The following is a 25,614-nucleotide window of genomic DNA, read 5'->3' as shown; positions in this document are numbered from 1 at the left end:
ACGCCTTGCTCACGCATCCGCCCCTCGATCAACTCTACACGCTCGGCCTGCATGGCATGGCGAAGGCGCCTTCGCCGACATCGAAGCCGGCGGCGAGGCCGCAAGCCTCGGCCACGCCGAATGGCTCGCGCTCCTGCTCGAACGCGAAGCGTCGCTGCGACGCGACAAGCGGCTGTCGAAGCGGCTGCAATACGCCAAGCTGCGCCAGGAGGCCTGCGTCGAGGACATCGACTATCGCACCCCGCGCGGCCTCGACCGCAGCCTGCTGACGATGCTGGTCGAAGGGCAATGGATCGACGACCACGCCACCTTTTGATCTGCGGGCCCTCCGGCGTCGGTAAGAGCTGGCTCGCCTCAGCGCTCGGCAACAAGGCCTGCCGCGACAATCGCTCCGTGCTTTATCAGCGCGTCCCACGGCTGTTTAGCGATCTCGCTTTGGCGCGCGGCGACGGCCGCCACTCCCGCCTGCTGCGCGCGCTTGGCCGCGTCGATCTCCTCATCTTTGATGGTGTGGACGGCCTCACCTCAACGGCATCATAGTGCCAAGGCGTGGTCGCCAGAGCGCCACAAAGAAGGGGGACCGTCCGAGATGAAGTTTATTAGAATAGGCGTTGATCTCGCCAAGAACTATTTTCAGATTAATGCGCTGTCTAGTGAGGATGCACCAGCCGTAAAGCGCAAGCTGACGCGCCGGACGATGCGCGAGTTCTTCTCGAGGATCGAGCCGTGCCGCGTTGGCATGGAGGCTTGCGGCTCAGCCCACTATAGGGCGCGCGAACTGAAGGCCATGGGACACGATGTGTCTCTGATGCCGCCGGCCTACACAAAACCCTATGTCAAGCGAGGTAAGAACGATGCCGTCGATGCGGAAGCCATCTGTGAAGCGGTCTCGCGCCCTGCCATGCGTTTTGTGCCGATCAAGAGCGCTGATCAGCAAGCGACCCTGATGTGGCACAAGACGCGCGAGCTGCTGGTCAAACAGCGAACGATGAGCGTGAACGCTCTACGCGGCCATTTGGCCGAATTCGGTCTTGTCGTCGCCAAGGGCACCGGCCGCGTCGACGAGCCTTTAGGCCTCGCAGAAGGCGATGCGACTCTTCCCGACGCCGCTGTCCTGGCCGCGAGGGTTCTCGGTCAGCAAATTGATGCGCTCGGAGGCGCACTCGATGATTTGGAGAGGGAGATCGCCAAGGCTCACGCGCTCAGCGAGACGAGCCGTTCGCTCGGAGAAATTTCCGGCGTTGGCAAGCTTGTTGCCTCGGTAATTACAGCCAGTGTACCAGACCCAAGCGTATTCAATTCGGGACGGGATTTTGCTGCCTGGCTGGGTCTGACGCCCAGGCAAATTTCAAGCGGGGGTAAACCAACTCTCGGAACCATCACCAAGGCGGGTAATCGATATATAAGGAAGTTACTCGTTCTCGGAGCAACATCGCTTCTAAACGTTGTGGAAAAACGCCGCGGCGGCTTGCGCGACTGGATTGTCGGGCTTTTGGCTAAAAAAGCCGGCGCGGCTTGTGACCGTCGCCCTCGCCAACAAGCTTGCTCGGATCATCTGGGCAATGATGAAAACCGGAGAATGCTTCCGCACCGAGATGTTCGCCAAACTTTGAGTGTCGGACAGCCGCATCGAAGAGTTATAAGCTTGGTAAGTGCAAGAAAGGCATGATGAAAGACAACGGTCGCCACCGAAAACCAGGAAAACCCGACCAGTCGTGTGAGCCTCAAAGCTCGCATCCTTGATGTGACCCCTTGGTTGTCGGACTTCATCAGGGCCAGCGGAGATATGATCCGCGCTAAACGCCGGACATACGATCGCAGCCGTCCAAGTCGTTCGAAGTGCCAAATTGTGCTTGCCATCAGAGGCCGTCCACATACGACGACTGGGGCCTCGAGCCGCTTGACGCCGCGGCCCGCCACGACCTCCTGGAGATCCTCGAGGACCGCTACGGCCGCGGCTCCACCATCGTCACCAGCCAGCTCCCGATCGATCAATGGCACGCGCTGATCGGCGAGCCGATGACTTCATGATGCCTCCTCCTTCGAACGCTTGGTGTGTTGTACTCGATTGCGAAGCTGACTGATTTGTTCGTCTGAGAGCTCGATCTGCCATGGCTGGCCTTTGGTTAACTGACGACCTGCCAGCATTCCGCGCGCGAGATAGTCGAATACCGTCTGCGGGGTTACTCCAAGCTCAGCCGCTGCGCCCTGAATCGAGAAGCTGCCGTCGGGCCAGCGCATCGGATTCTTGTCTACGCCGTTGATTTTGACCGTGGGAATGCCCCAGCGGGTGCGCAACAGCCGGACGTTCTCGCCTTTGAAAGCGCAGCCTCGGGCCGCGACAAAGCCTTCCTGATTGAGGATTGCCGCGATCTCGGCATCCATTTTATGTTCAGCATTCAACTCGACGATCCGTCGCCGCAACCGATCAATGTCAATGTAGTTGCGGTAGGTATGAACGCGCCGTTGTACGTGATGCTCGCTGGTTGTGGCGGTCTGCCAGACGACGGGCCAAGCGAGAAGCGTCGAGGCTCACCACAAGGCCGGCGTTGCCAAGGCCGATCTCGGCAATGAGCTTCTGGAAACCATGACGATCCACAGCGCCAGCTCCGGACTTGCCCAGATCCTCGTCAATGACCTGGACGCGCTCCGGCGGCCAGCCCAGACCGATGGCCCGATCGACGAGGCGGTACTGCAGCTCGGTGCTCTCCTGGTGCTGGCGCACCTGGTTCACGGATGACTGCCGCACGTAGACGTAGGCCAACTTGGCTCGGTGTGCGGTCGTGAGCCGCTCGTCAGCGACGGTCGAGCTGATCAGCACGACCCAGTCTCCTTCCGGCCGTGCCGGGAACCGCTTGCATTCGCCGCAGCAGCGTGGCGAGGATTTGAGCGATCTGGGTTTGCGTCGCGGTCGACAGATTCGGCCACAGGCGCGGAATGTCGGCCGTCGGACGGCGGGGTGGATTTGCCAATATCGGCAGGGGTCGATACGCAACGCGACCTGGAAGCGGTCGGTGGGTCATCGCGAATCACCTTCTCGTCGAGAAGGCTCAGACTCGCGCTCAAATGTTGCATCAATGGGATCAGCGTACGGGCACTGATGCGCGGCAGATCGGCGGCGTTCGGGCGAGGCGTGATCGGCGTCTCGACAAGATCCGTCGACGCGATCCGAACTGCCCGCGGCCGGCCGTCCGGCAGCGCGACAACGACGTAGGCGGGACCGCCCCCGACCGCTCCTTCAGCACCTCAAGCCGGTGCCCAAAAAGAAAATGATGCGGGTCAGTGATCGTGACGTGAGACACGACCCGTTCCAAAATAGGGGCACTCTGTTGTGTTTGGTGATCCCACCTACGCCGACGCCGTCCTCGACCGCCTGGTCCATAACGCCCACCGGATCGATCTGAACGGCGAAAGCATGCGGCGAACCCGCAAACCTGACCGAAAGGCCTGAGCCTGTGGCGCTGTGGACATGCCGCTACGCTTGGACAACGCAAGAGCGTTGCCCACATGCCCACAGCAGGAACAACAGAAAAACCCGCCCGTCGAGCCGCGATTCAAGATTGACCACGCGGCTTCGCCGATGCCAGAAACCAGACAGCCAGAACGCCTCGCGCCCCGGGCGACATCAAATCGGAATGGTGGGCGAGATCATCTCGGAATACTGGAGGGTTCAAATAGGTCCCGCGTCGCAGATCTCGCCGCAAGTCCAGCGCGGGACCTATTTGAAGCTGGATTGAACGAAGCCGCGTCTTGTGAGCGAGGACCTATGGGGGCTCGATCTAGGCGCCGGTAGGCGCGATTGACCCGATGTCGGGCCCGCGAGCGAGTGTGGCCGCAGATTGCCGTTGATATTGGCAGCAGAGGATGCCGGCGTCGATAGCGTCGAACGGCGCGTCAAGCCCAAGCGGCTGACTATCGCCCGTTCGCCGCGCGTTGTGAGCGTGCTTGATCGTTCCGACGGAGAACGTCGGCATGGCGATGCCTGCAGTGGGAGCGAACAAGTCGAGGTAGTCGGTCATGATGTATCGCAGCGAGGTGCTGCGCGTCGCGGCGTTTGCGCACGCGGCACAGGCCCAATCTCGACCATGCGGCCTCCGCAGATGGGGCACAAGTCGAGGCGGTGACCAATGAGGATGGCGCAGCGCTCACGATAGTCGACAGCTTCGGCAGGCGGAGGCGGCTCTGGCGCCTTTAGCGCCGCTCGGATGCGCGCGAGTTTGGCGACGCGGCAGGCGTTCGCCAGGAAGCCAAAATGACGGATGCGGCGAAACCCCTTCGGCAATACGTGGAGCAGAAAGCGACGAAGGAACTCCTCAGTGTCGAGCGTCATCACTTTGGATCTGTTGCCAGCGCGATAATCCTTCCACCGGAAGCGGACGTGGCCCTGGTCACAGGTAAGGAGCCGGCCGTTGGCGATTGCAACGCGATGGGTGTAGCGCCCGAGATAGGCCAGAACCTGTTCTGGTCCGCCGAAGGGACGCTTGGCGTAGACGACCCACTCGACCTTGCGGAGGGCGGTTAGATGGCGGGCGAATGCCGCTGGCTCGACGAGGTGCGCGAGATGGCCGAAGAACTGGAGCTTGGTGCCATTGAACGCCGCCTGCAGGCGCTCCAGGAACAGCCGACGATACAATCGTGACAGGACGCGAACGGGAAGGAAGAAGCCGGGGCGACAATGAACCCAGCTTCCATCAGGGGCGATCCCGCCGCCTGGCACGAGGCAATGGGCATGCGGATGATGCGTCAGGGTCTGGCCCCAGGTATGGAGAATGGCGATCATCCCGGTCTCGGCACCGAGATGCTTCGGGTCGGCGCTGATGAGACGGATCGTCTCGGCTGCTGCCTTGAGCAGGATGTCGTAGACCGCCGTCTTGTTCTGCAGCGCGATGGCGGCCACCGGCGCCGGCACGGTGAAGACGACATGGAAATAGGGGACCGGCAGCAGGTCGGCCTGGCGCTCGGCGAGCCATTGGGCGCGCGCGAGCGCTTGGCACTTTGGACAGTGCCGATCGCGACAGCTGTTATAGGCGACGCGGACCAGGCCGCAGTCGTCGCACCGCTCGACGTGGCCGCCGAGCGTCGCTGTGCGACACGCCTCGATGGCCGCCATCACACGGCGCTGATCGGAGGACAGCCGAGGACCCTGCGCGGCACGGAAGGCGCCGCCGTGGCGGCGGAGGATGTCCGCCACCTCGAGCACGGGGCGCATATGCGCAGCTCAGTCGGGTGGGATCACCCTGACGGAGAGTCCATCGAATGGGCTGGTCGTGCGGGCGAGCAGGTTGGTCGCAACCTGAGCGTAGCGCGCGGTCGATCCCAGGTCGGCATGTCCGAGCAGAACTTGAATGATGCGAATGTCGATCCCGCTTTCCAGGAGATGGGTCGCAAACGAGTGCCGGAGCGTATGGACAGTAATCGGCTTGGCAAGCCGAGCGCGGCGGCGGGCGGCGCGGCAGGCCGCCTGGACGCAGCGGACGCTGACATGTTCACTTGGGTCTTGGCCTGGAAATAGCCACAGCCCCGGTCGGGCTCGCATCCAGTACGTACGCAGAATCTCCAGCAGTCGCGGAGAAAGCATCGCGTAACGATCCCTGCCGCCCTTACCGTTCTCGATGTGGATCAACATTCGCTTGCTGTCGATCGAGCTCACCTTCAGGCGGACGACTTCACTAACCCGTAAGCCAGCCGCATAAGCCGTCGCCAGCACGACGCGATTGCGCACCCCTGTAACCGCGTCCAGGAAGCGCTCGATCTCTTCGGCACTAAGCACGAGCGGGAGCTTGTCGGGCTTCTGGCCACCAATGATCCGCTCGAATGCCTCCGTCTGCCCGAGTGTGACGCCGTAGAAGAACCGCAGCGCGCAGGCCACCTGATTGATGTGGGACCACGAGCGCTTTTGGCCGATGAGATGTAGTTGGTAGGCGCGGACCTGCTCGAAACTCAACCGGTCCGGGGCATAGCCGAAATGGCGGCTAAACTTTGCGATCGCATAGATATAGGATTGTTGAGTCGACGGCGACAGATTGCGGACCGTCATGTCCTCGATCATGCGCTGCCGAAGAGGGCTCATCGTAGCCATCTGGGTCTCCTGTCTTGAGAGGGGTGGTGCGAAGACCAACATCCTCTCAGACAGGACACCTCAGTTCAGCAGGTTTGCCCCCTACTGCCGCGTAGCGGGTTCGTTCAATCCTGGGCGAGATCAAATCGGTACACCCCGGCGAGATCATTGGAATCAGCAAGTTCGGCTCCGACCCGGTGCAGGCCTTTCCCGGTCACGGGCAGATGAAGCCGGAGCAGCAGGAGATCGAGCGGCTGCGCCGTGAGGTCGCCAAGCTGAAGGCCGAGCGGGATATCCTAAATAACTGTCCAGCGTCGTGGCGCGCCTGCGCGGGATAGAAACAGCCTTGTGCTATCCTTTAGCTCGGAGGGTAGCGGCCGTCAGCTTATTGGAGGCACTGTCCCCGTTAAAAAACGTGGTCCATGGGCGCATGCGGACTTGAGAGTGGTGACGCCGTTTCGACGGCGATCCCGATTAGGAAGATGACAAATTGGCATAGCCCTGACCCTCCAGCCCATCATCGGACGGAGGAGTTGCGATGCCTAACAGGACAACCGACCGCGGCCCGGACCTAAAGCTGGTCAACCTCAGCCCGGCCGCTATCGATATCGGATCAAAGATGCACATGGCCGCGGTAAACCCGGCCTGCACCGACAAGCCAGTGCGTGCATTCGGCACATTCACGCAAGACCTGCATGAACTGGCGGACTGGTTCAAGATGTGCGGCGTGACCAGTGTCGCGATGGAATCCACTGGGGTCTATTGGATCCCAGTCTACGAGATCCTAGAACAGCGCGGGTTTGAGGTCATTCTGGTCAACGCGCGGTACGCCAAGAATGTACCTGGCCGTAAAACCGATCTCAGCGATGCCGCTTGGTTACGCCAGCTCCACTCCTATGGCCTGTTACGGGGCAGCTTCCGACCGATGCCGAGATCGCAACGTTGCGAGCCTATCTACGCCAGCGCGAGCGGCTCGTGGAATATGCTGCCGCCCATATCCAACATATGCAAAAGGCTCTGATGGAGATGAACCTGCAGCTCCATCATGTTGTGTCGGATATCACCGGCGCGACCGGCATGCGGATTATCCGAGCCATTGTTGCAGGCGAACGCAATCCCGACGTCCCGGCAACCTATCGGGACGTGCGCTGCCACTCATCGATCGAGACGATCCGCGCAGCGCTCGTAGGCAATGACCGCCACGAACATGTTTTCGCGTTAGCTCAATCACTGGAGCTCTACGACGTTTATCAGGCAAAGATGCTCGACTGTGATCGCAAGCTCGAAGTCCTGATCAGTGCATTGAACACCAAAGGAGCAAGACCGGTCGGAAACCTAGCCAAGCCGCGCGTAAAGACCAAGCAGGTCAACACCCCCACCTTCGATGTCAGGACCGCACTGTACAGAGTGCGGGGCGTCGATTTGACTGAGATCCACGGGTTGGGTCCGTCGCTCGCATTGAAGCTCATTGGCGAGTGCGGTATCGATCTAACGGCATGGCCGAGCGCCAAACACTTCACTTCCTGGCTCTGCCTCGCACCCGGCAACAAGATCTCCGGCGGCAAGGTGCTGTCTTCGCGCACACGGAGATCTTCAAGTCGCGCAGCTGCGTTGTTGCGTTTGGCAGCCACAACCGTGGGGCGGAGCGAGACAGCGCTGGGAGCATTCTATCGCCGGTTGTCAGCACGTGCGGGTAAATCGAAGGCGGTGACGGCGACGGCTCGCAAGATTGCGGTTTTATTCTACAACACACTCCGGCACGGCATGAGCTACAAGGATCCTGGCGCCGACCAATATGAGCAGCAATATCGTAGCCGCGTCCTCGCCAACCTACAGCGCCGGGCGAAATCGCTAGGCTTCGTGTTGCAGGCCATCCCGGGCGACGCCAATCCGGCTGTTTCTTAGGAAGGCCGCAGCCTACTTCGCGAAGGAAGCGACATGAAGTTCCCCTTCGTTGCGAAGCACCGGACGATCTGGCCGGTGGCATGGCTATGCGATGCGCTGGGGGTGTCGCGGTCGGGCTTCCATGCTTGGCTGAATCGTTCGCCCAGCGCCAGATCCCGCAGCGACGAGGAGCTCGGCGGCAAGGTCAAGGCCAGCTTCGCCGCCAGCGACCGCACCTATGGCGCACGCCGAGTGTGGCGCGACCTGCTCGCCGAAGGGGCGGATTGTGGCCTGCACCGGATTGAGCGGCTGATGCGGCTGCAAGGCTTGCGGGCGCGGCCGCGACGTCGGCGCTTGCCGAAGGACAGCGGCGATCGACAGCTCGAGACCGTACCGGCGAACCTCCTTGACCGGCAGTTCGCCGCCGAGCGTCCCAACCAGAAATGGATCGCCGACTTCATCTATCTCTGGACGGCCGAAGGCTGGCTCTATGTCGCAGCGGTGATCGACCTGTTCTCGCGCCGCGTGGTGGGCTGGTCGATGAGTGCCGCCATGACCGCACAGCTCGTGACGGACGCATTGTTGATGGTCGTCTGGCGACGCGGCAAGCCGGATGCGCTGTTGCATCACTCCGACCGGGGCAGCCAAGGCGGATTCAAGCGGTCGTCGCAATACCAATTGTGTTCACTCACGATAGCAACTCGTCAAGGGCCTCTGCCGGCGTTTTCCAACCCAGGGTTTTTCTCGGTCGAGCATTGAGGGCCGCGGCCACAGCGGCGATCTCGTCGGCGCCGTGGACGATAAGGTCGGTGCCTTTCGGGAAGTACTGACGCAGCAGCCCATTTGTGTTCTCGTTGGTGCCACGCTGCCATGGGCTGTGCGGATCGCAGAAGTAGATTTGGACACCCGCGTCGATCTTAAGACGATCGTGCTGAGCCATTTCAGCTCCCTGATCCCAGGTCAGCGAACGACGCAGCTCTTCGGGCAAGCTGATGATGGTGCGCGTAATCGCGTCGCGCACCGCTTCAGCTCCGTGCCCTGCGAGAGTAGGCCCATTCTTCATGCGCGGAGCTTCGCCATGCCCCGCAAGCCGGGGAAGATGCAGCAACATCGTGAAGCGCGTCGTACGCTCAACCAGCGTGCCGATCGCCGAGCTGCCAAGACCAAGGATGAGGTCTCCCTCCCAGTGACCCGGCACCGCGCGATCGGCCGCTTCGGCGGGGCGTTGACTGATCATGATCTCCGGCGAGACAGAGCTCCTGTCTCGCCTGCGTACGCGCGCCCTGGGTACCCGCAACACGCGCCCCGTTCGCAAGCAGGCCGACAGTTCGCGGCGTAGCGCTCCCCGCCCCTGAACGAAGAGGGCTTGATAGATGGCTTCGTGGCTGATGCGCATCGTCTTGTCGTCCGGGAAGTCGATCGGCAAGCGTCGGGCAATCTGCTCTGGGCTCCAAGCCCTGGCCCATCGCCGATCCTTGCGCGGGCGGGCGGCCCTTCCACGGAACGGCGGGACCAGGAACGGCAGCGCCACTCAGGGTCGTGACGACGCCAGCCAGCGCTGCTCCCCATAAGTGCGCAAGGTTGTGTTGAGCGCAAGCTTGCTCGGTTTGGGTCGACGGGCCGATCGCTCGGCGTGCCATTGGGCTGTCGACGCACGATACTCCAGGCCGCCGCTGCTCGTCGCGGCATTGCGTCGTAGCTCACGGGAGATAGTCGAGACGGATCGGCTAAGTCGGCGCCCGATCTCGCGGCTCGAAAGGCCCTGAACGCGAAGAAGTGCAATCTCCTCACGTTCCGCAAACGAGAGGTACCGCCCGGACGGCGGCTTGGTCGAAGTACTGAACATCGCTGGTGCCATGCCGCCCGCGTCGGAACAATCTGGTTCCGACAGGCTGCGACATACCAGCCGCCAATGCAGCATCCTCGCTGGTCATCCCCTGCGCGATCCCCAACCAAAATCGCTGGAGTGCAGATCGCCCCGCTACCGGCGGTCGTCCCCGTGACGGCAACGGCGCCCGTCCAGAACGGTGTGATCGTCGCTTTCGAATCCCATCGCAACCTCCTTCGTTCAGGTGTTGCGACGACCGCTTGAATCCGCCCAGTACACAAGCGAGCAGTTCCAGCGCCTGATGGCCGACAACGGCATCGTTTGCAGCATGAGCCGCTCCGGCAACGTCTGGGACAACGCGGCGATGGAAAGCTTCTTCTCCTCGCGCAAGACCGAGCGTACGGCCAACAAGATTTATCGAACCAGAGACGAGGCACGCGCCGATGTGTTCGACTACATCGAACGATTTTACAACACGACGCGCAGGCACTCGACCATCGGCTATCTCAGCCCGGTTGAGTTCGGGCGTAAGGTGGGATTAGCTTGACCGGGTGTCCATCAAACCGGCAGCAGCTCAGTCACGTGTTTCTGTTTAGAATGCACGAGCCGCTCAACAGACACGCCAGATTGTTCATCCATGCGACGCCTTCGGAGCCACTTGATCTAGGACTGACAAAGCCTATAGCGCGCCAATCAGGATGAGAGCGCGTATTGCCTCATGTACTGATGCTCCCGGGTGCGATCGGTTGCCTCATTTATTTTGCTCCTGGCTTGAGTTGAGGAGGAGACCGGGTGCGGAGATGGCCGGGGTTTCGGAGCGCCCGGCCTCCTCCGCTGGTACCTCGCACGTCATTGGAGTGTTGTGACCTCGTACCCTGGCGGCATTTTCTCGCTAGGAGCGAACAGCAGCGCGTTCGCTTGCTCGCTGCGCCAGGATTTCAGCCGACGTTGAAGCGTTCGAAGAAGCTTGTTCGGATAGGCTCCAGGATATTCCTCCTGCAAGCGCGAGAGCAGTTCGCTGCCAGTCCGCCAAGGCTCGGTTTCAAACCATTTTCGCAACTCTGGCGTTGCTCGGATGTGCGGGTCGGGACGACGTCGGCCTCTCTCCGCCTTCACGAGTGGCCGATCCGTCGGTCGCATAGCTCCGTCCTTCCAGGCCGTGCGCAGGCTTGCCAGGAAGCGATCGATCGATTGCGATGCCGCAGCAGGATGGCCGATTGGTTGGGTGTCCCCGAGGACCGCGAGGCGCTCCTGCACGTCGCGGATGTCGCGCAACAACGCGACTGGATCGAGGGCGGCATAGATTTCTTGGAGATGATGGCGGACAGCGTCAGGCGTGCGGGCGTCCGCTGCCAGGCGCTGGTGTGGTGTAGCCGGCGCGCTGTATGTCTTGCGTACACGGGCACCGTCGCGCTGCTTGGCTATCAATTTGAACGAGGGTTGGAAGAAGTTCACGAACAGCCGCGCCGATCGATAGAGTTCAGCCAGCAGCTTGGCCGCTTCCAGGCGCCCTCGAACCGACGATAGCCGACTATCCTGCGCACGACGGCGCCGTTCTTCTGCTCGACGAACGCCTGGTCATTTTTTCGGTAGGGCCGGCAACGCGTGAAGACGATGTTGGCCGCCTCGCAGTAGGCTTTCAGCGTCTCGTTCATGAACACGGTATCATTGTCAGTATCGAAGCCGAGCAGCGCAAAAGGCAATTGTTTGCGCAATTCCGTCAGCACCGTGCTCAACAGCGTTTGTTCGCGCACGATCAGAGGAGCGCACTCCGTCCAGCCGGTAGCAATGCCGGTGAGCACGAGGGTCTGGATGAAGCTGCCGCGCGCAGATGGACCGCTATGCGCGACAAGGTCGGCCTCGACGAATCCGGGCGCCGGATCATTCCAATCTGCCGACGTCCTTATTGGAGCCCTGCGACGCAGGGAATGCGTCGCGTGCCGCTGTCGGGCGACATGGAAAATTGACCCCCTGACGACACGAGGAATTGCCCCCCTCGCGACACGGTCAGAACGGGGGTTTTTATGCAGCGACTCAGTTCAGGTCCTCTGCGGTTCAAAGATCCGCGGAGGGAGGCCATGCTGGAGCCGGACGAGGTTTCGGCGATACTCCGGCTCAACGAGCTGGGGTGGGGTAGCAAACGGATTGCCCGGGAGCTCGGGATTAGTCGCAACACGGTGAAGGACTACGTGGCGGCCGGCGGCTGGACACCCTATCGGCAGCCGCAGCGCAAAAAGGCGCTCGATGGCCAGGAGACCTGGCTCAAGGAGCGCCTGCGGCAGCACCACGGCAATGCCGATGTGATTCGCCAGGAGCTGGCAGCCGAGAAAGGCATCATCGTCAGCCTGCGCACGGTCGAGCGGGCGGTACAGCGCTATCGCCAGGAGCTTGCGGCCGAGGCGCGCGCGACGGTGCGGTTCGAGACACCGCCCGGCAAACAGCTGCAGATCGATTTTGGCGAGCGGCTGGTCGAGATCGGTGGCAGCAAGGTTCGCGCCTACCTGTTCGTCGCCACGTTGGGCTACTCGCGCCGGCACCATGTCAGAGCATTCCGCAACGAACGGCAAGAGAGCTGGTTCGATGGCCTGGAAAGCTCCTTCGTGAAGTTCGGTGGCGTGCCCGAGGAGGTACTGTTCGATAATGCGCGTGCGTTGGTCGTGGAGCACGATGCCGCGATGCGCACCGTCGTGTTCAATGACAAGCTGACCGCGTTTGCCAAGCACTGGGGGTTCCGGCCACGGGCCTGCGCGCCATATCGAGCCCGCACCAAGGGTAAGACCGAGAATGGCGTCGGCTACGTCAAACGGAACGCGGTCGCCGGCCGCACCTTCCCGAGCTGGGAAGCCTTTGAGGCGCATCTTGAAGCTTGGACGCGGGAGATCGCCGACCTACGCCAGCATGGCACGACTGGCGAAGCACCAATTGAGCGCTTCAGGCGCGCTGAGGCGCACGCGCTGAAGCCCATCGCTGGGAGGCCGCCCTTCCAGGCCGCACGTGAACTGATCCGGCGCGTGCAGGCCGACTGCGCGGTCGAGATCGATGGCAACGCCTACTCTGTGCCATGGCGGCTGATCGGCGAGACGGTGAGAGCGACGATCGCCGATGGCGTGGTGCGCATCCACCACGGGATCCATGAGGTGGCCGCTCATCCGATCTGTGTCGGTCGGCGCCGTCGCGTCGTTGACCCTAAACACTTTGAGGGCCTGACTGGCTTTAAACCGAGCCGTGCTGGCGAGCTCGCGTTATCGCCTGTCGCGCCGCCGTCGCCGACGCTGCTGCGGCCACTCGGCGAGTACGAAGCGATTGTGGGAGGGGGCTTCTGATGCGAGCCATTGTCCCCGACCGCCTGAGCGATATGCTGACGCGCCTGAAGCTGACGGCTGTCCGCGACCAACTGGATGGGTTGTTGGATGAGGCCGGTCGACAAGAGCTGAGCCTACGCGAGACTCTGGTGCTGCTGTGCGAGCGCGAGATCGCCCGCAAGGATGAGCGGCGCATCGAGATGACGCTCAAACTTGCTCGCTTCCCGTTCGTTCGCGATCTGTCGGGCTTCGACTTCTCGGCCCAGCCCTCGCTGGATCCGAAGCAGATACGCGAGCTTGCGAGCGCCCGCTGGATCGCCAATGGCGAGAACGTGCTGCTCCTTGGGCCACCTGGCGTTGGCAAGACGCACCTTGCGGTCGCGCTTGGGCGCGAAGCGATCCTGGCTGGGCATTCCGTTCAGTTCGTCGCAGCCACGACTGTCGTTGCGCAGCTTGCCAAAGGTCACAGCGAAGGCCGGCTCGAGGAGCGACTCGCGCAATTTGCCAAGCCAAAGCTCCTGATCATCGACGAGCTCGGGTATCTGCCCTTTGAACCCGATGCCGCGCATCTGTTCTTCCAGCTCGTTAGCCGTCGTTACGAGAGAGGCGCGATCCTGCTGACCAGCAACCGCAGCGTCGGCGAGTGGGGCTCGGTCTTCAGCGACCCCGTGGTCGCCACCGCGATCCTTGATCGTCTGCTGCACCACAGTCACGTAATCACGATCCGCGGCGACAGCTATCGCTTGAAGGAGAAGCGCCGCAGCGGACTTCTGCAGAAGCCCGCTGTACCAGAAGCCAAATCGGAGAAGAAGTCGTGACGCAAGCCGCTCGCTCGCTACAGCGCTATGAAGGGCGCGCTTCGCGAGCGGCTTGCTTCAGTCCTGCAAACAACAAGGGGGTCGCTTCCTCATGTCGTTGCGGGGTCAAATCCGGACGTCGCTTGACAGCCGCCGACGCTTGCGACCTAATCCTTCTCGGACCCCCACCAATGCGCGGTCGATCGTCGCAGCGCTCATTGCCAAAAGTTTGTCGCGGATCTCGGGGGTAAGGTCGAGGTGGCCATGCCGTTCCATCGCCTCAATCAACGCAGGCATTAACGCCTTCAGCCGCTTCCCGCAGATCCGGTCTGACGCCTCCCAAAGGAGCACGAGCGCGTTGTGTTCTACCTCATTATACATTCGACGTCGCGCCCTTCGGCTTGGGCGCGCGTCTTCCTCACCTCGAAGTAGTCGCATCGCCTGCTTGCGATGGAATCCGGTGATGTCGACGAACTCGTCCAATATCCGCGTCTTCTTCGCGCGATCCGAACGCCGATAGCGCGCGCCTGCTGCCGCCGTCAGTTCCTTCCGCGTTGCCATGCTTAGCCACCCCATCTTCGCCCCCGCTCGCTCCCGATCCAAGGGAGCAATTTACGTGAGGCAACGGCTCAGCATTTGGTAACAATTAGGGCGAGACAATGCGGAGTCTCACCCTGATCGCCGCCGCGCAAAAGCCAACCGATCGGAGGACGAGGCAAGGCTTAGGCAGTTTATTTTTGCTGTGCGAAGAGCCTTGGCCTCACACGTCTGCAAATGAAGGAGGCCGGCGCTCACACCACGCTTTTAGGCCCTCTCGGGCATCAGGTGATGTTAGGCTTTCGAAAAACTTCGCATTGATCTCGACCGGGTCAGCAGTGCCTCGACGAATTGAATTGAGCGACGTCTTCAGGCCCCGGAGAGAAGCCGGCGAACGCTGGGCGAGCATCCCGGCAAAATGCTCTAATCGCGCTTCAAGCGCATCCGAAGTACACACCTCGGTAAGATAACCCATCTGTAACAACGTGATGCTGTCAACTTGCTCGCCTGTTAGAAAAAGGCGTTTCGTTTGCGACAGGCCAAGCCGCTCCACGTAACGTCGTAAACCAGAATAGTAGTACTGAATACCGAGGCGAGAAGGAGACATTTGCAAGAGACATCCCCGCGTTCCGATACGAAAATCACATGCAAGCGCGAGGTCAGTAGCGCCTCCGTAAATGTTTCCATTCAGGCCGCATATAGTAGGAAAGGGGCATTCTTCGACAAGATCGCACATCGCGGCGAACAGGGCTGTACATGCCGCCGCACGATCACTCGACAATGTATCCAGGTCAAATCCTGAACTAAAACTTGGACCTTGAGCCGTTATCATTAGTACTCGCACGCTCGACTGCCGAGCCAAAGTCGCGACGATTTCAGAGAAAGTCTCGATGTCTGTTGGCTCGAACCGATTGTGCTGCCGAGACCGGTTCAATTGAATTCTCGCGATCCCTTTTGACACATGCAAGGTCGGCAAGTTCCCGAGCTCAGATGCTTCTTCATTCCTTTGTTTCCCTGCTGCGACCTCACTTCCAAATTTATTCATTCGATTCCCTCGACTGGCGAAACCTGCGCTGCAGGGACGGGTAGGTGAGGCGCGGTTGTCAACGATGAAGCACAGAAGCTTCGGCCCTATGCCCTCAGCCCCTCCGTATTCTTTTTACGTTGACAGATATTTTTTTTACATTCAATAGAATATCTCGGAAACTGGCCCTGCCGGCAGCGCGGCGAGGAGAGGCGTAAGTCATGTCCAACCGCAATTTCTATGTCCTGGTTGAGGGGAGGGCCGAGGCAAACCCGACAGACGTGCTCCTAGAGCTTGAGAGCGGCGAAACGCTATCCGCTCAGTGGCTGCACAAGCTCTGTGGTAGCTATGCCAGCGTCTTCCGGCGGCTCGGATGTGCGGTCGGTGATCGCGTGGCCGTCCAGGTCGAGAAGTCCGCACATGCTTTCGCGCTCTATCTTGCCTGCCTCCGTGCTGGGCTCTGCTATTTGCCCATCAACACAGCTTATCGCTCAGCTGAGTTGGCCTACCTTCTAAAGGACGCGCAGCCTTCCTTCCTTCTCAGAGGACCAAATACGGAAGCTCTTCCCGACATGACGGTGCCTCGGTCAACCAAGGTCTTAACGTTTGGCATCCGGGGTGAAGGAACATTCGCATCACTTGTCAAAGCAGGAGAGACCTCGTTTAGCACCGTCGAACTCAATGGTGCGGCTCCCGCAGCTCTCCTCTACACCTCAGGCACAACCGGCCGGCCCAAGGGTGCTCTGATCAGCCATGCTGCGCTCTCGTACACCGCTCAAACGCTGAGTCGATTGTGGGGCTTCTCGTCTTCGGATGTTCTGCTACATGCGCTGCCGATCTTCCACAGCCATGGTCTATTCATCTCATTCAACGTCGCGCTGGCAGGCGGAGCGCGAATTCTCCTGCAAAATAAATTCGATGTAAGTCCAGTGCTCGACGCAATTCCTCGCTCAACCGTTTTTATGGGAGTGCCAACTTACTATCATCGTCTATTGACCTGCCCTTCGCTGGCCAGCTCTCTTTGCCGAAACATGCGACTGTTCATATCCGGTTCGGCACCACTATCGGCTCCGATGCATCGCGATTTTGAAACTCGGACAGGGCACCGTATCCTGGAGCGTTATGGTTTGACCGAGGCAATGATTCTCTGCTCGAACCCCCTGGAAGGTGATCGTCGACCAGGTTCGGTAGGGCTACCGATTCCCGGTGTTGATTTGCGTATTGCAGGCGAGCGAGATGAAGCTCTGCCTGTCGGACAAGTAGGTATCATTCAAGCGCGAGGACCGGGGCTTTTCTCCGGTTACTGGAACAATGCTGAGCAAACCAAAGCCGAGCTCACAGCAGACGGGTTCTTCCGTACCGGCGACATGGGTCTCGTCGACGAGAAGGGATACGTCTCGATTACAGGCCGCGCCAAGGATCTCATCATCAGCGGCGGATACAACGTCTATCCCGCAGAAGTTGAGGCTGTAATCGATGAACTGACTTCCGTTAAGGAGTCAGCCGTTGTCGGAGCAACTCACGCGGATTTCGGAGAGTGCGTCGTTGCCTTCGTAATTGCTAGCGATAAGAGCGACCCACCGAGCGAAAGCGAGGTGATTCAGCAGGTCAAGCGAAACATGGCAAGTTACAAAACCCCCAAGAAGGTCATCGTAGTCGATGATTTTCCACGGAATGCTATGGGAAAAGTCTTGAAGAAGGAGCTCCGGACGACACTAGCGGACTTTCCCACGCTTGGCTCGGATAACGCCAATAGATAATCGGCCTCCCTAGGCTAACTGGAGATTGCACACTTGTGCGCATACCATCCCGCTGAATTTCAAGCGCTGACATTTCATGATGCGGTACCCGCCTTCAGAGAAGGACGAGATAGCCCGCGCAAATACCTTGAGCGCTGTCTCGAAACGATCGACGCTCGCGAGCCCACCGTGCGAGCTTGGGTCGAAATGAACGTGCGAGAGGCGAGGTCCGTGGCTGATCGATCCACAGCGCGTTACCTCGCGGGACGAGAGCTTTCGACCATCGATGGCATGCCGGTCGGGATCAAAGACCTCTTTATGACAAAGGATATGCCCACGCGTATGGGATCTCCCTTGTTCAGAGACAATCACACTCATCAAGATACGGCTTGCGTCCAGGCATTGAGAGCCGCGGGCGCCATCGTGCTCGGTAAGACAGTGACGACGGAACTCGGCATGTCCTACCCTGGACCGACTACCAACCCGTTCAGCCATCGCCATACCCCCGGCGGATCGTCGAGCGGATCGGCAGCGGCCGTCGGCGCGCGGATGATACCTGCGGCAATCGGAACGCAAGTGGCTGGCTCGGTGATTCGACCAGCGAGCTTTTGCGCGAACTATGCGATCAAGCCGACAATGGGCGCCATCCATCGTGGGGAGCGTCTGGCACTTAGCCAAAGCCACGTGGGGATCCATGCTGGCGACCTTCGTGACATGTGGCATGTGTCGATTGAAGTCGCAAAGAGATCAGGCGGCGATCCCGGCTATCCCGGCCTTTACGGTGAGACAACTCTTCATCCGGCAACCCGGCCACTACGAGTGATTGTGATGGAGGCCCAAGGTGCGGCAGAATTGGACGACGATTCCAGAGACGCATTTGAACGGTTCCTCACTCAGCTTCGCCACGCCGGCGTCCACACCATCGACAGAACCAACCACTCGCTGGTCGACTCGTTCGAACGTGCCATCGACGAAAGTCTTGAAATTACTCGTGACGTTTGTGCCTACGAGATGCGCTGGTCACTGGAGAACCTTGTAGAAAGGTTTGGCGGAGGGCTGAGTGACAGCTTGACCTCTCGTCTGGAACTCGCGAGAAAGATGAGCATAGATGACTATCGTCAACTACTCGCCCAGCGCGATAAGGCAAGAGCAGCCCACGCCGCAATTGCTCATATCGCCGACGCTATCGTTGCTCCGTCCTCCGTTGGACCAGCTCCAAAATTAGACAATCAAGGACTTGACTCGGGCATCTCACATACAACAGGCCTGCCGAGTTACAATGCTGTTACCTCCGTCTTAGGGGCGCCAACTATCACGCTTCCGCTTCTTGCGGTGAGGGGAATGCCTCTCGGAATTCAGGTTATTGGCCAGCAGCATACCGATCAGCACCTTGTAGGTTTAGGGCGTTGGATCAGCGAGACTATTCCGGCGCGATCGGTCTAATCTCTGCTGGCTCATTCTGAGTTCGACCGGCATGGGCCCTTGGCGAGGTAAATTCGGCAGCATCTGATCTCGGGCCCGTATGTTCGTCGATCGTCTCACCATAGGTAGGGGAAGTAGCGCCTAGGTTGAGCGCCGGGCCGGCAAATCGCGTGCTCCTTCGAGTATTGTTGGGCTAAAGGTTCGAGCCTTTGAGCTACCGGTTGACGAACCGGTCCGCCTCTCGTCGCGATACAATTGCGAAACTTTTCGCTATCTACTCGCGGATCGTGGTATGAACTCCCATACCCGCGGGCAGGACCGTGCTCAAATTCAACCGAACTAGCGAAATCGCCAACTGGATCAAGACCGAAATTGATTCCGGTGCTTTGCAGCCAGGATCCAAGCTTGATGAAAAGCAACTCTCCGACAGGTTTAACGTTTCGAAGACCCCTGTCCGGGAAGCCCTGATACAGCTGGCATCGCGTGGCTTGGTAGATCTGAAGCAGCGGAGGGGTGCGACCGTCTCGGTTCTGAGTGCGGAGCAAATTGTCGCTATGTTCGAAGTTATGACGGAGCTTGAGGGAATGTCTGCAAGGCTGGCCGCGGCGCGAATGCCGACGGACCTACAGGCGCGCCTCCGCGACATACACTCTCGCAGCGAAAGCGCGCTTCACAATGCGCAGCTGTACGATGCAATTAATAAAGAGCTCCATGAAACTATCTACGAGGGTGCGCAAAACTCATATTTGGAACAGTCGATAAAAGAGACCCGCGCTCGCCTGCGTCTCTATCGTCGGTACCCATTCCAAAAACCAGGTCGCATTCAACAGTCCTATCAAGATCATTGCTCAATTGTGGCAGCGATCACCCGAGGAGATGCCATGGCGGCTGCTCAGGCTATGCACGATCATCTCACGACTGGCGGACGCGTTTTCGCAGATCTCGTGGCGGAAGCCGCTCGTTTTGCGAATACACCTGATAAGGCGGCGGGATAACCCCGCCCAATTGCCTCCACCTACTCGGCAACTCTTCTCGTCTTCTAACCCGCGTGGCGCGATATGGCGCGAGCAGCAATGTGGAGCACGAACTATCACCGGTCACATAAAACCTACTGATCAACTCAACCGACGAATTGATGATTTTCTCGCTTGCCGATGACACATCGATCGGATCGTATTACATCATCTGCTTCACCTTCCAGGCGCCATCCCTCGCAAATCCCACAAGGGCTGCAGGAATTCTTCAAGTCGGCAAGAAAATGCGACGCAAATCTCTGTACGATACTAGTATCCTAAGCGCATGGAATATATCGGAGACGACCTCGCGGGGACCGACAAATGACGCTCCAATCGAACAGTCACAACAGCCCGCAAGCGATTGGCGCTACTCCAGTACACGAGCATCTCTACCATTTCCATCGCCGCGATTTTCGTGCCGGGCGGCTCTTCTTGTTGGCCCGTAGGAAGCGGGCACGCACAGAGACGGGCCAACCGCCGATGTTGCTCGCCGTAGCGCCGGCGACACAAAGGCGGCAATCACCGCGGCTGAGCGCTCATTTCCGGTCCGCCGAATTCTTGCCTGCAAAAGCGCAGCAATTCTGAGGTCGTGGGCCGGACTAATGCGGAAGAGCTGGCGCTTCTGGTCGCGAGCGAACAGGGCCAGTTATGGATGAACCCGCGATAAGAAAACACTCTTGTGAACGAGCAACAGGCAGCCCGCTCTTGATCAAGGCTTTCCAACGAAACTTGGCTCATAGGCCGACCGAAGGTCGGTCTCAAGAAGCGCGAGTCGCCGTCACATGATAGGCCCAGGCCCGATGGAACGATCCTTGCTAGATTGATCGGAAGGGTAGATCAAACCCAGGAGCGATACATGAAGAATTATGACGGCCCCATTGACCCTCAAAAAACAGCATTGCTAGTTGTCGACCTGCAGAACCACGAGATTTCTGAGGAAGAACAGCGCAAATATCCGGAGTACGTGGACCGCGTGAAACATCAGATCGTGCCGAACGTCCAGCGGCTACTGCAAGCCGCGAGGTCGTGCGGCGTGGAAGTGATGTACACGGTAATCGAAAGCCTCACCAAGGATGGGCGCGATCGTTCGCTTTGCCACCGTAAGCTAGTCATCCCAAAGGGGTCATGGGGAGCTCAGGTAATTCCCGAGATAGCGCCTGGCGAAGACGACATCGTCTTACCAAAGACAGCTTCTGGGGTATTCAGTTCGACCATCCTGGAGCGGGTTCTTCGTAACATGGGCATTGAGGAGGTAATTGTTGTTGGCGTTTTAACGGATCAATGCATCGATATGGCGCTGCGCGACGGTGTAGATCGCAGCTTCCATATGATTTGCGTCACCGACTGCTGCGCCGCCTATACTGAAGAGAGACACAATTACTCTCTTCGTATGCAATATGGCGCTGTCCGGAAAGTGACGACGGAGGAGATTGTATCGGAACTCTCAGGCAAGTTATTCGCCCGAAACAGCTGAGATTTCCCTTCTTGAGATTCCCTCAGTAAGCCGAGCGGTTTGTTTTCTGTCTCTTTTCCGCTGAGCAAGAGATGCAAAACGAGATCCTAACGTCTTACCCCTGAGAGGGAATCTCGAAGAGCTGCGTTGAAGCGTATGACACGCGCGTCAACGTTAACACCTGTGGCGCTTGTGCATTGCGGAGACTTCGGATGCGAAAGAGCCTGGTTTGCGTGCTGCGCAGACTATAAACCGTAGATCAAAAGCCATGCGACGAGGAGATGCAAGCCGTGCCGCGTAAACTTCCCAACACGCCTGTTGATGTCTGGCGCACAACTCCGGAAACGTTGGACCTGGCGGAAAACGCCAAGCGATTTGGCTGGTGGGATTTTCCGCTCGAAAGCGCTGCAACAGATTCGGCAGAAATGGATGGAATTGACCGCGCGTACTGGTTCTATAAAAGCGCGCGCCCAATTACGAGAACATCACGGGATGTTTCTGATGCGTTGTTCTTGAACGACAAGTCTATTGTGGAATTACCGACTGCATTTCGAAAGCAGCAGACTGCGACTCTGAGTGCACTGGGGGATCTGATCCAGGCGCGCGGGCTAGAACACTCTAAGGATCTTTTGTTCGAGAGCATCGAAGCCGCTGTCTTCAATGCCGATATCTCTTTCGCGAATTATGAATCTGTGGTGGCAGACGATCATGTCGTGAGCGAGGCTATAGGCGACGGCCGCTCTTCGATGATGTGTTGCTCATCGGCCCAATATTCCGCATTAACAGAACACCAGGGTAGACGTTTCACGATTCTTAACCTCGCGAACAATCACTCATTGGACTTGGGCGTTCAGGGTCTTCGAACCACTCAAGAGCTCTGCAGAGCGAATGGGATCATTGAAATCGGCGCCCCTCGATGCGCCGAGGAGTACGGCCGGGGCACGGTTTTCACGAAGAGGGGCATCAGGTTCGGGTTCGTGTCGGTCACATTCGGTCTCAATGGGCGACCCCTACCCGACGGTGAACATTATTGTGTGCACGCGTCACCGCTCATGTCCAAACGTGTCGTGGCCGATCTTGAGCTACTCAAATCGCAAATAAGGAGCTGTAAACATCAGAATGCCGATGTCATCATCGCCTCAATCCATTGGGGCTTCGAATTCGAGTTTTTTCCAAGACGAAAGCAAATTGAGCTCGCTCATGCGCTTGTGGAGGAAGGCGCCGACATAATTTTGGGCCATCATCCTCACGTAGTTCAGCCGATCGAGTACTACCGCACTACACGTGATCCCAACCGAGTTGCGGTCATCGCTTACTCCTTGGGTAGCCTAACTTGGGACTGGTATACGGCTCCACATTTAATTTTGAGCTTGATGCTGAACTTTCAGTTCGCAAAAGGTGATACAAGTGCAGGAAGCCGTACTTACATCGAAAGTGTCACCGCTACTCCTTTGTTTAGAAATATCTTCTACAGGGGCGATAACAAAGTGATGCGCATTGAACAACTTAGAGACCACCTGGATGCGAAAAATGCCGACTTCGGTCACTTAGAACAAATGCAACAATACGTAGACTTGATTTCGGGCCGCGGAGCCCCGGTTTGACGAGCTCGCGACAGCCTCTCATCCAAATGCTCTCCGCCATCAGGTGCGACCGTGAATGTGTAAGCGGAGTGACCTGCCACTGAATGTTCATCCAGCGGCAGTTAGAGTCTCGGAGTTTTGTGCAGCGAGACCGAACTTTGGACCACCCGGAACTAGAGTTTTGCGCCTCTGATCACGTTGGCGGGCTGGTGTCGCCGACGTGATTTTGCAGCAAAATCGGCGGCCGATTGCCGATCGCCCCGTGGGGCCGTTCTTCGTTATAGTATCTTCGCCAAGTCTCCACCTTTTGCCGGGCATCCGCAAGGGACAGGAACCAATGGGTGTTGAGGCATTCGGCCCGGAAGCGGCCGTTGAAGGCTTCGATGAAGGCGTTGTCGGTCGGCTTGCCGGGTCGTGAGAAGTCCAGCGTGACGCCGCGCTGGTAGGCCCAGAGGTCAAGATCGCGCGACACGAACTCGCTGCCTTGATCGACCCGGATCGTCGCCGGGAGTCCCACTTCATTGCAAACCCTTTCCAGTACCTCCACGACATCGGTGCCGCGGAAGGTGAGCCGCGGCTCCAGTGCGGGCGAGAAGCGGGAGAAGATATCGACGATCGTGAGCACCCGGAGATTGCCGCCGGTGGCCAGCTGGTCATGAACGAAGTCCATCGCCCAGATCTCGTTGACCCGCGTCGCGGGCCGTCGGTCGTCGCGCAACTTGGCCTTGACCCGGCGCTTGGGCGATTTGTTGCGCAATTGCAGGCCCAATTCGCGATAGATGCGACGGGTCTTGTTCTGGCCGTGACGCCATCCCTCGCGGCGCAACAGCACATGGACGCGGCGATAGCCGTAGCGGATGCGAACATGGCAGATCTCCTTGATCCGAGCTTCGAGGGCCGCCTGGCCGGAGCGACGAGATTTGTAGTGATAGGTCGATCGATCGAACTCGAGGGCCTTACAAGCCTTGCGGATCGAGACCTGCCACTCCCCGCAAACCTCATCGACGAGCTTGCGCTTCCGACCAGGCTTCACAGCTTTCGGCGGATCACGTCCTGCAGCATCTCCTTGTCGAGCGATAGGTCCGCCACCAGCTTCTTCAGCTTGGCGTTCTCGTCCTCGAGCTGCTTCAACCGGCGCATCTCGGTCGGCAGCAGTCCGTCGTACTTTTTCTTCCAGTTGAAATAGGTCGCCTGGCTGATCCCGGATTTGCGGCAGATCTCCGCAACCGGGACCCCGTCGTTGCCCTGCTTCAGGATAAACGCCTTCTGGGCGTCCGAAAACTTCGAGGCCTTCATCGTCGTCCGCTCCTCCCAGCCGAGGGGATTCGGCAGCGCAAGACTCTAGCCAAAATTGGTCCAGTTTGCCGGCCTCAGGTCAGCGGTAGCTGAAGCGCCGCCGCTCGTTGGCGAAATCGCGCAATCGGCCACGCAGAATTGCGTCCGGCGGGCGGCTGGAGCGATAGCGGATCATCTGTAAGCGCGATTTTCTCCGCACGCCGGCGGTTTTGATGGACTGCCTTGAATCGGGCGATGCGGGGCCGTTCAGGCGGTGGCGGCTTTGTGGAAGTTGAAGGGCAGCAGGTCTGCAATATCGGCGTCGCCGGCGCGCTGAGGCGATTCGGTGAGGACGTGGCGCAACCACGCTAACGGCACGACACGTGAGGCGCGGCAGGTCAGCATCAGGCTATAGACGACGGCGCTGGCCTCGGCTCCGTCCACGGTATCACTGAACAACCGTAAGCGGTACGAGCAGACCACGGACCTGGCGTGGACGGCCTACGCGCGCCGCTGGAAGCGCATAGGCATCCAGAACTGCCGCAGGGCCTCAACGGCTATTGGAATGTCGCGCCAGGCGTTTTGAGCGACGGGCAGCGTTGCCAGCGTATGGCGGGCCGGGGGTAGCAAGGGTCGACCGGCGTCATCGATGCAATGGACCAGGATCGGCCGCAGCATAAGGTGTTCGGTTCCGTTCGGGGAGAGAAGCCGCGACCAGACGAGAAGCCGAAGCTTCATGACGGCGTGGAAGCCCATGCACCAGGGCTGCGGGTCGACGTCGCCGTCCGGCGATCGCAGGAACAGCGGCTCGAAGCTCTCCGGTCTCGTCGACAGCGTCTCGCTGATCGCGTTGTGGCGCATCAGCGTGGCAGCGATCGCCGAGAACTCCTCGGTGTCGTGATTGAAGGCGTCGGGATCTACGCCAAGGAGCGGGCACACCCATTCCTCGGAGGCCATCGAGACCGGCCCGGCGACGACAGCGGCCACTGCGCCGTCGAGCATGGAGAGCGACGTCGCCCGCGGATGCCGAAGCGTCGGCGACCTGGCGCGCTCGCTCATCCATTGCCCGAGCCGCTCGAATGACATGGCATAGTTCGCCATCGTCGTCTTGCGTGCTTTTCGCGTTCCCCGCCGTTGCTTCGGCTTCGTCATGCCACGGCTCGCTTTTCGGCTTCGCGTGCGGCCTTCCAGTTCCAGGCCAGAAGTTCGTGCAGCTGGTTGGCCTTCGCGGCGCCGCTCACCATGCGCTCGAGAACGTCGACGAGATAGGCCTCGGGGTCGAGGCCATTCAATTTGGCCGTGTTAAGAAGCGAAGAAAGTATCGACCAAGTCTCGCCTCCGCCTTCGTCACCACTGAACAACGAGTTCTTTTTTCCGATCGCAATCGGCCTGATTGATCGTTCGACCGTGTTGGTGTCCGCCTCGAGCCGCCCGTCGTCCAGGAATGCCGTCAGGCCCTGCCAGCGTTCGAGCATATAATCGATCGCCTTGATGAGCGTCGAGCGGCGGGAGATCCCGTCCTTCACCGCGATCAGTCGAGCCTTCAACGCCTCCATGAGCGGCTTCGTCTCGGCCTGTCGCGCCGCGCGGCGTTCCCCGGCGCCGAGACCGCGGATCCTCTCCTCGATCGCGTAGACGGCTGCGATGCGCTCGATGACCTCCGCGGCGAAGGGTGAGTTCGTCGTCTTGTGCACCC

At 59.6% G+C, this 25,614-nt stretch carries 16 protein-coding genes and 11 pseudogenes; 14 read left to right on the top strand and 13 right to left on the bottom strand.

The genetic code is table 11. The features are described from left to right. Window positions 1–5: 5 nt before the first annotated feature. The 3 pseudogenes from AC0WRY_RS38650 to AC0WRY_RS38640 form a co-directional block, all read left to right on the top strand. A pseudogene (locus AC0WRY_RS38650) lies at window positions 6–507 on the top strand (ATP-binding protein); the annotation flags it as partial. 82 nt (window positions 508–589) lie between these two features. Then, a pseudogene (locus tag AC0WRY_RS38645) lies at window positions 590–1,613 on the top strand (IS110 family RNA-guided transposase). 265 nt (window positions 1,614–1,878) lie between these two features. Beyond that, a pseudogene (locus AC0WRY_RS38640) lies at window positions 1,879–2,019 on the top strand (ATP-binding protein); the annotation flags it as partial. Between the two features lie 6 nt (window positions 2,020–2,025). On the opposite strand, the gene AC0WRY_RS38635 reads toward AC0WRY_RS38640, so the two are convergent. Together AC0WRY_RS38635 and AC0WRY_RS38630 are read right to left on the bottom strand one after the other, a co-directional pair. Beyond that, window positions 2,026–2,385: a hypothetical protein gene (locus AC0WRY_RS38635; protein WP_128929830.1), complete on the bottom strand. Its 360-nt coding sequence runs from the start codon at window positions 2,383–2,385 to the stop codon at window positions 2,026–2,028. Between the two features lie 49 nt (window positions 2,386–2,434). Next, the gene (locus AC0WRY_RS38630) at window positions 2,435–2,821 is read right to left on the bottom strand and encodes a recombinase family protein (protein ID WP_128929831.1); all 387 of its coding nucleotides are present in this window, start codon (window positions 2,819–2,821) and stop codon (window positions 2,435–2,437) included. 510 nt (window positions 2,822–3,331) lie between these two features. On the opposite strand from AC0WRY_RS38630, the pseudogene AC0WRY_RS38625 reads away from it, so the two are divergent. Further along, a pseudogene (locus tag AC0WRY_RS38625) lies at window positions 3,332–3,451 on the top strand (ATP-binding protein); the annotation flags it as partial. Between the two features lie 328 nt (window positions 3,452–3,779). Here AC0WRY_RS38625 and AC0WRY_RS38620 read toward each other — a convergent pair. Genes AC0WRY_RS38620 through AC0WRY_RS38610 form a run of 3 tightly spaced genes read right to left on the bottom strand, consistent with a single transcriptional unit; the run spans window position 3,780 to window position 6,079 of the window. Next, window positions 3,780–4,019 carry a hypothetical protein gene (locus AC0WRY_RS38620; protein ID WP_128929832.1) on the bottom strand — a complete coding sequence of 80 codons (240 nt, stop codon included), beginning with the start codon at window positions 4,017–4,019 and terminating at the stop codon, window positions 3,780–3,782. Beyond that, window positions 4,016–5,209 carry an IS91 family transposase gene (locus AC0WRY_RS38615; RefSeq protein WP_128929833.1) on the bottom strand — a complete coding sequence of 398 codons (1,194 nt, stop codon included), beginning with the start codon at window positions 5,207–5,209 and terminating at the stop codon, window positions 4,016–4,018. The genes AC0WRY_RS38620 and AC0WRY_RS38615 overlap by 4 nt, the downstream gene beginning before the upstream one ends. 9 nt (window positions 5,210–5,218) lie before the next feature. Next, complete coding sequence (locus AC0WRY_RS38610) at window positions 5,219–6,079, bottom strand: tyrosine-type recombinase/integrase (protein WP_164935788.1); 861 nt, start codon at window positions 6,077–6,079, stop codon at window positions 5,219–5,221. A 517-nt stretch (window positions 6,080–6,596) separates the two neighbouring features. On the opposite strand from AC0WRY_RS38610, the pseudogene AC0WRY_RS38605 reads away from it, so the two are divergent. Further along, window positions 6,597–7,963: pseudogene (locus AC0WRY_RS38605) on the top strand (IS110 family RNA-guided transposase). Then, a pseudogene (locus AC0WRY_RS38600) lies at window positions 7,964–8,590 on the top strand (IS3 family transposase); the annotation flags it as partial. A gap of 40 nt (window positions 8,591–8,630) precedes the next feature. Here the strand turns inward: AC0WRY_RS38600 and AC0WRY_RS38595 are convergent. Then, a pseudogene (locus AC0WRY_RS38595) lies at window positions 8,631–9,990 on the bottom strand (IS30 family transposase). Window positions 9,991–10,032: 42 nt separating this feature from the next. Here AC0WRY_RS38595 and AC0WRY_RS38590 point away from each other — a divergent pair. Further along, window positions 10,033–10,317 (top strand): annotated as a pseudogene (locus AC0WRY_RS38590) (integrase core domain-containing protein); the annotation flags it as partial. A 302-nt stretch (window positions 10,318–10,619) separates the two neighbouring features. Here AC0WRY_RS38590 and AC0WRY_RS38585 read toward each other — a convergent pair. Next, window positions 10,620–11,719, bottom strand: a pseudogene (locus tag AC0WRY_RS38585) (ISNCY family transposase); the annotation flags it as partial. Between the two features lie 75 nt (window positions 11,720–11,794). Here AC0WRY_RS38585 and istA point away from each other — a divergent pair. Then, window positions 11,795–13,093, top strand: a complete 1,299-nt coding sequence (istA, locus tag AC0WRY_RS38580) for an IS21 family transposase (RefSeq protein ID WP_164934316.1) — start codon at window positions 11,795–11,797, stop codon at window positions 13,091–13,093. Then, window positions 13,093–13,890: an IS21-like element helper ATPase IstB gene (gene istB, locus AC0WRY_RS38575; protein WP_128929835.1), complete on the top strand. Its 798-nt coding sequence runs from the start codon at window positions 13,093–13,095 to the stop codon at window positions 13,888–13,890. Before istA ends, istB begins: the two co-directional genes overlap by 1 nt. Window positions 13,891–14,019: 129 nt before the next feature. Here the strand turns inward: istB and AC0WRY_RS38570 are convergent. Beyond that, window positions 14,020–14,445, bottom strand: a pseudogene (locus AC0WRY_RS38570) (ISNCY family transposase); the annotation flags it as partial. Window positions 14,446–14,629: 184 nt separating this feature from the next. Beyond that, a complete protein-coding gene (locus AC0WRY_RS38565) occupies window positions 14,630–15,451 on the bottom strand; it encodes an enoyl-CoA hydratase/isomerase family protein (protein WP_128929836.1) in 822 nt (273 codons plus the stop codon). A 200-nt stretch (window positions 15,452–15,651) separates the two neighbouring features. Here AC0WRY_RS38565 and AC0WRY_RS38560 point away from each other — a divergent pair, with 200 nt between their 5' ends. From AC0WRY_RS38560 to AC0WRY_RS38540, 5 genes are all read left to right on the top strand, one after another. Continuing rightward, complete coding sequence (locus AC0WRY_RS38560) at window positions 15,652–17,190, top strand: AMP-binding protein (protein ID WP_128955112.1); 1,539 nt, start codon at window positions 15,652–15,654, stop codon at window positions 17,188–17,190. 33 nt (window positions 17,191–17,223) lie between these two features. Further along, complete coding sequence (locus AC0WRY_RS38555) at window positions 17,224–18,612, top strand: amidase (protein WP_128955113.1); 1,389 nt, start codon at window positions 17,224–17,226, stop codon at window positions 18,610–18,612. Between the two features lie 299 nt (window positions 18,613–18,911). After that, the gene (locus AC0WRY_RS38550; RefSeq protein WP_128929839.1) at window positions 18,912–19,586 is read left to right on the top strand and encodes a GntR family transcriptional regulator; all 675 of its coding nucleotides are present in this window, start codon (window positions 18,912–18,914) and stop codon (window positions 19,584–19,586) included. An 877-nt stretch (window positions 19,587–20,463) separates the two neighbouring features. Beyond that, entirely contained in the window at window positions 20,464–21,081 is a 618-nt protein-coding gene (locus tag AC0WRY_RS38545; protein ID WP_128929840.1) for a cysteine hydrolase family protein, read from the top strand. Window positions 21,082–21,350: 269 nt separating this feature from the next. After that, entirely contained in the window at window positions 21,351–22,664 is a 1,314-nt protein-coding gene (locus AC0WRY_RS38540) for a CapA family protein (protein ID WP_164934300.1), read from the top strand. Between the two features lie 172 nt (window positions 22,665–22,836). Here AC0WRY_RS38540 and AC0WRY_RS38535 read toward each other — a convergent pair. From AC0WRY_RS38535 to AC0WRY_RS38520, 4 genes and pseudogenes are all read right to left on the bottom strand, one after another. Then, window positions 22,837–23,939 (bottom strand): IS3 family transposase gene (locus AC0WRY_RS38535; RefSeq protein ID WP_128929842.1). Its coding sequence is split into 2 segments (ribosomal slippage): window positions 22,837–23,678 and window positions 23,678–23,939, totalling 1,104 coding nucleotides; the frame shifts between segments, so codons are not numbered across the junction. Between the two features lie 246 nt (window positions 23,940–24,185). Then, window positions 24,186–24,377 (bottom strand): annotated as a pseudogene (locus AC0WRY_RS38530) (transposase domain-containing protein); the annotation flags it as partial. A gap of 42 nt (window positions 24,378–24,419) precedes the next feature. Further along, window positions 24,420–25,070: a UPF0149 family protein gene (locus AC0WRY_RS38525; RefSeq protein ID WP_237867281.1), complete on the bottom strand. Its 651-nt coding sequence runs from the start codon at window positions 25,068–25,070 to the stop codon at window positions 24,420–24,422. After that, window positions 25,067–25,612 carry an IS66 family transposase gene (locus tag AC0WRY_RS38520; protein WP_128955114.1) on the bottom strand — a complete coding sequence of 182 codons (546 nt, stop codon included), beginning with the start codon at window positions 25,610–25,612 and terminating at the stop codon, window positions 25,067–25,069. Before AC0WRY_RS38520 ends, AC0WRY_RS38525 begins: the two co-directional genes overlap by 4 nt. Window positions 25,613–25,614 lie beyond the last annotated feature (2 nt).

Source organism: Bradyrhizobium sp. T-12, from assembly GCF_058314695.1.
Note: the sequence above shows the minus strand (reverse complement) of the source record. Positions and strands in the feature narration are given on the sequence as shown.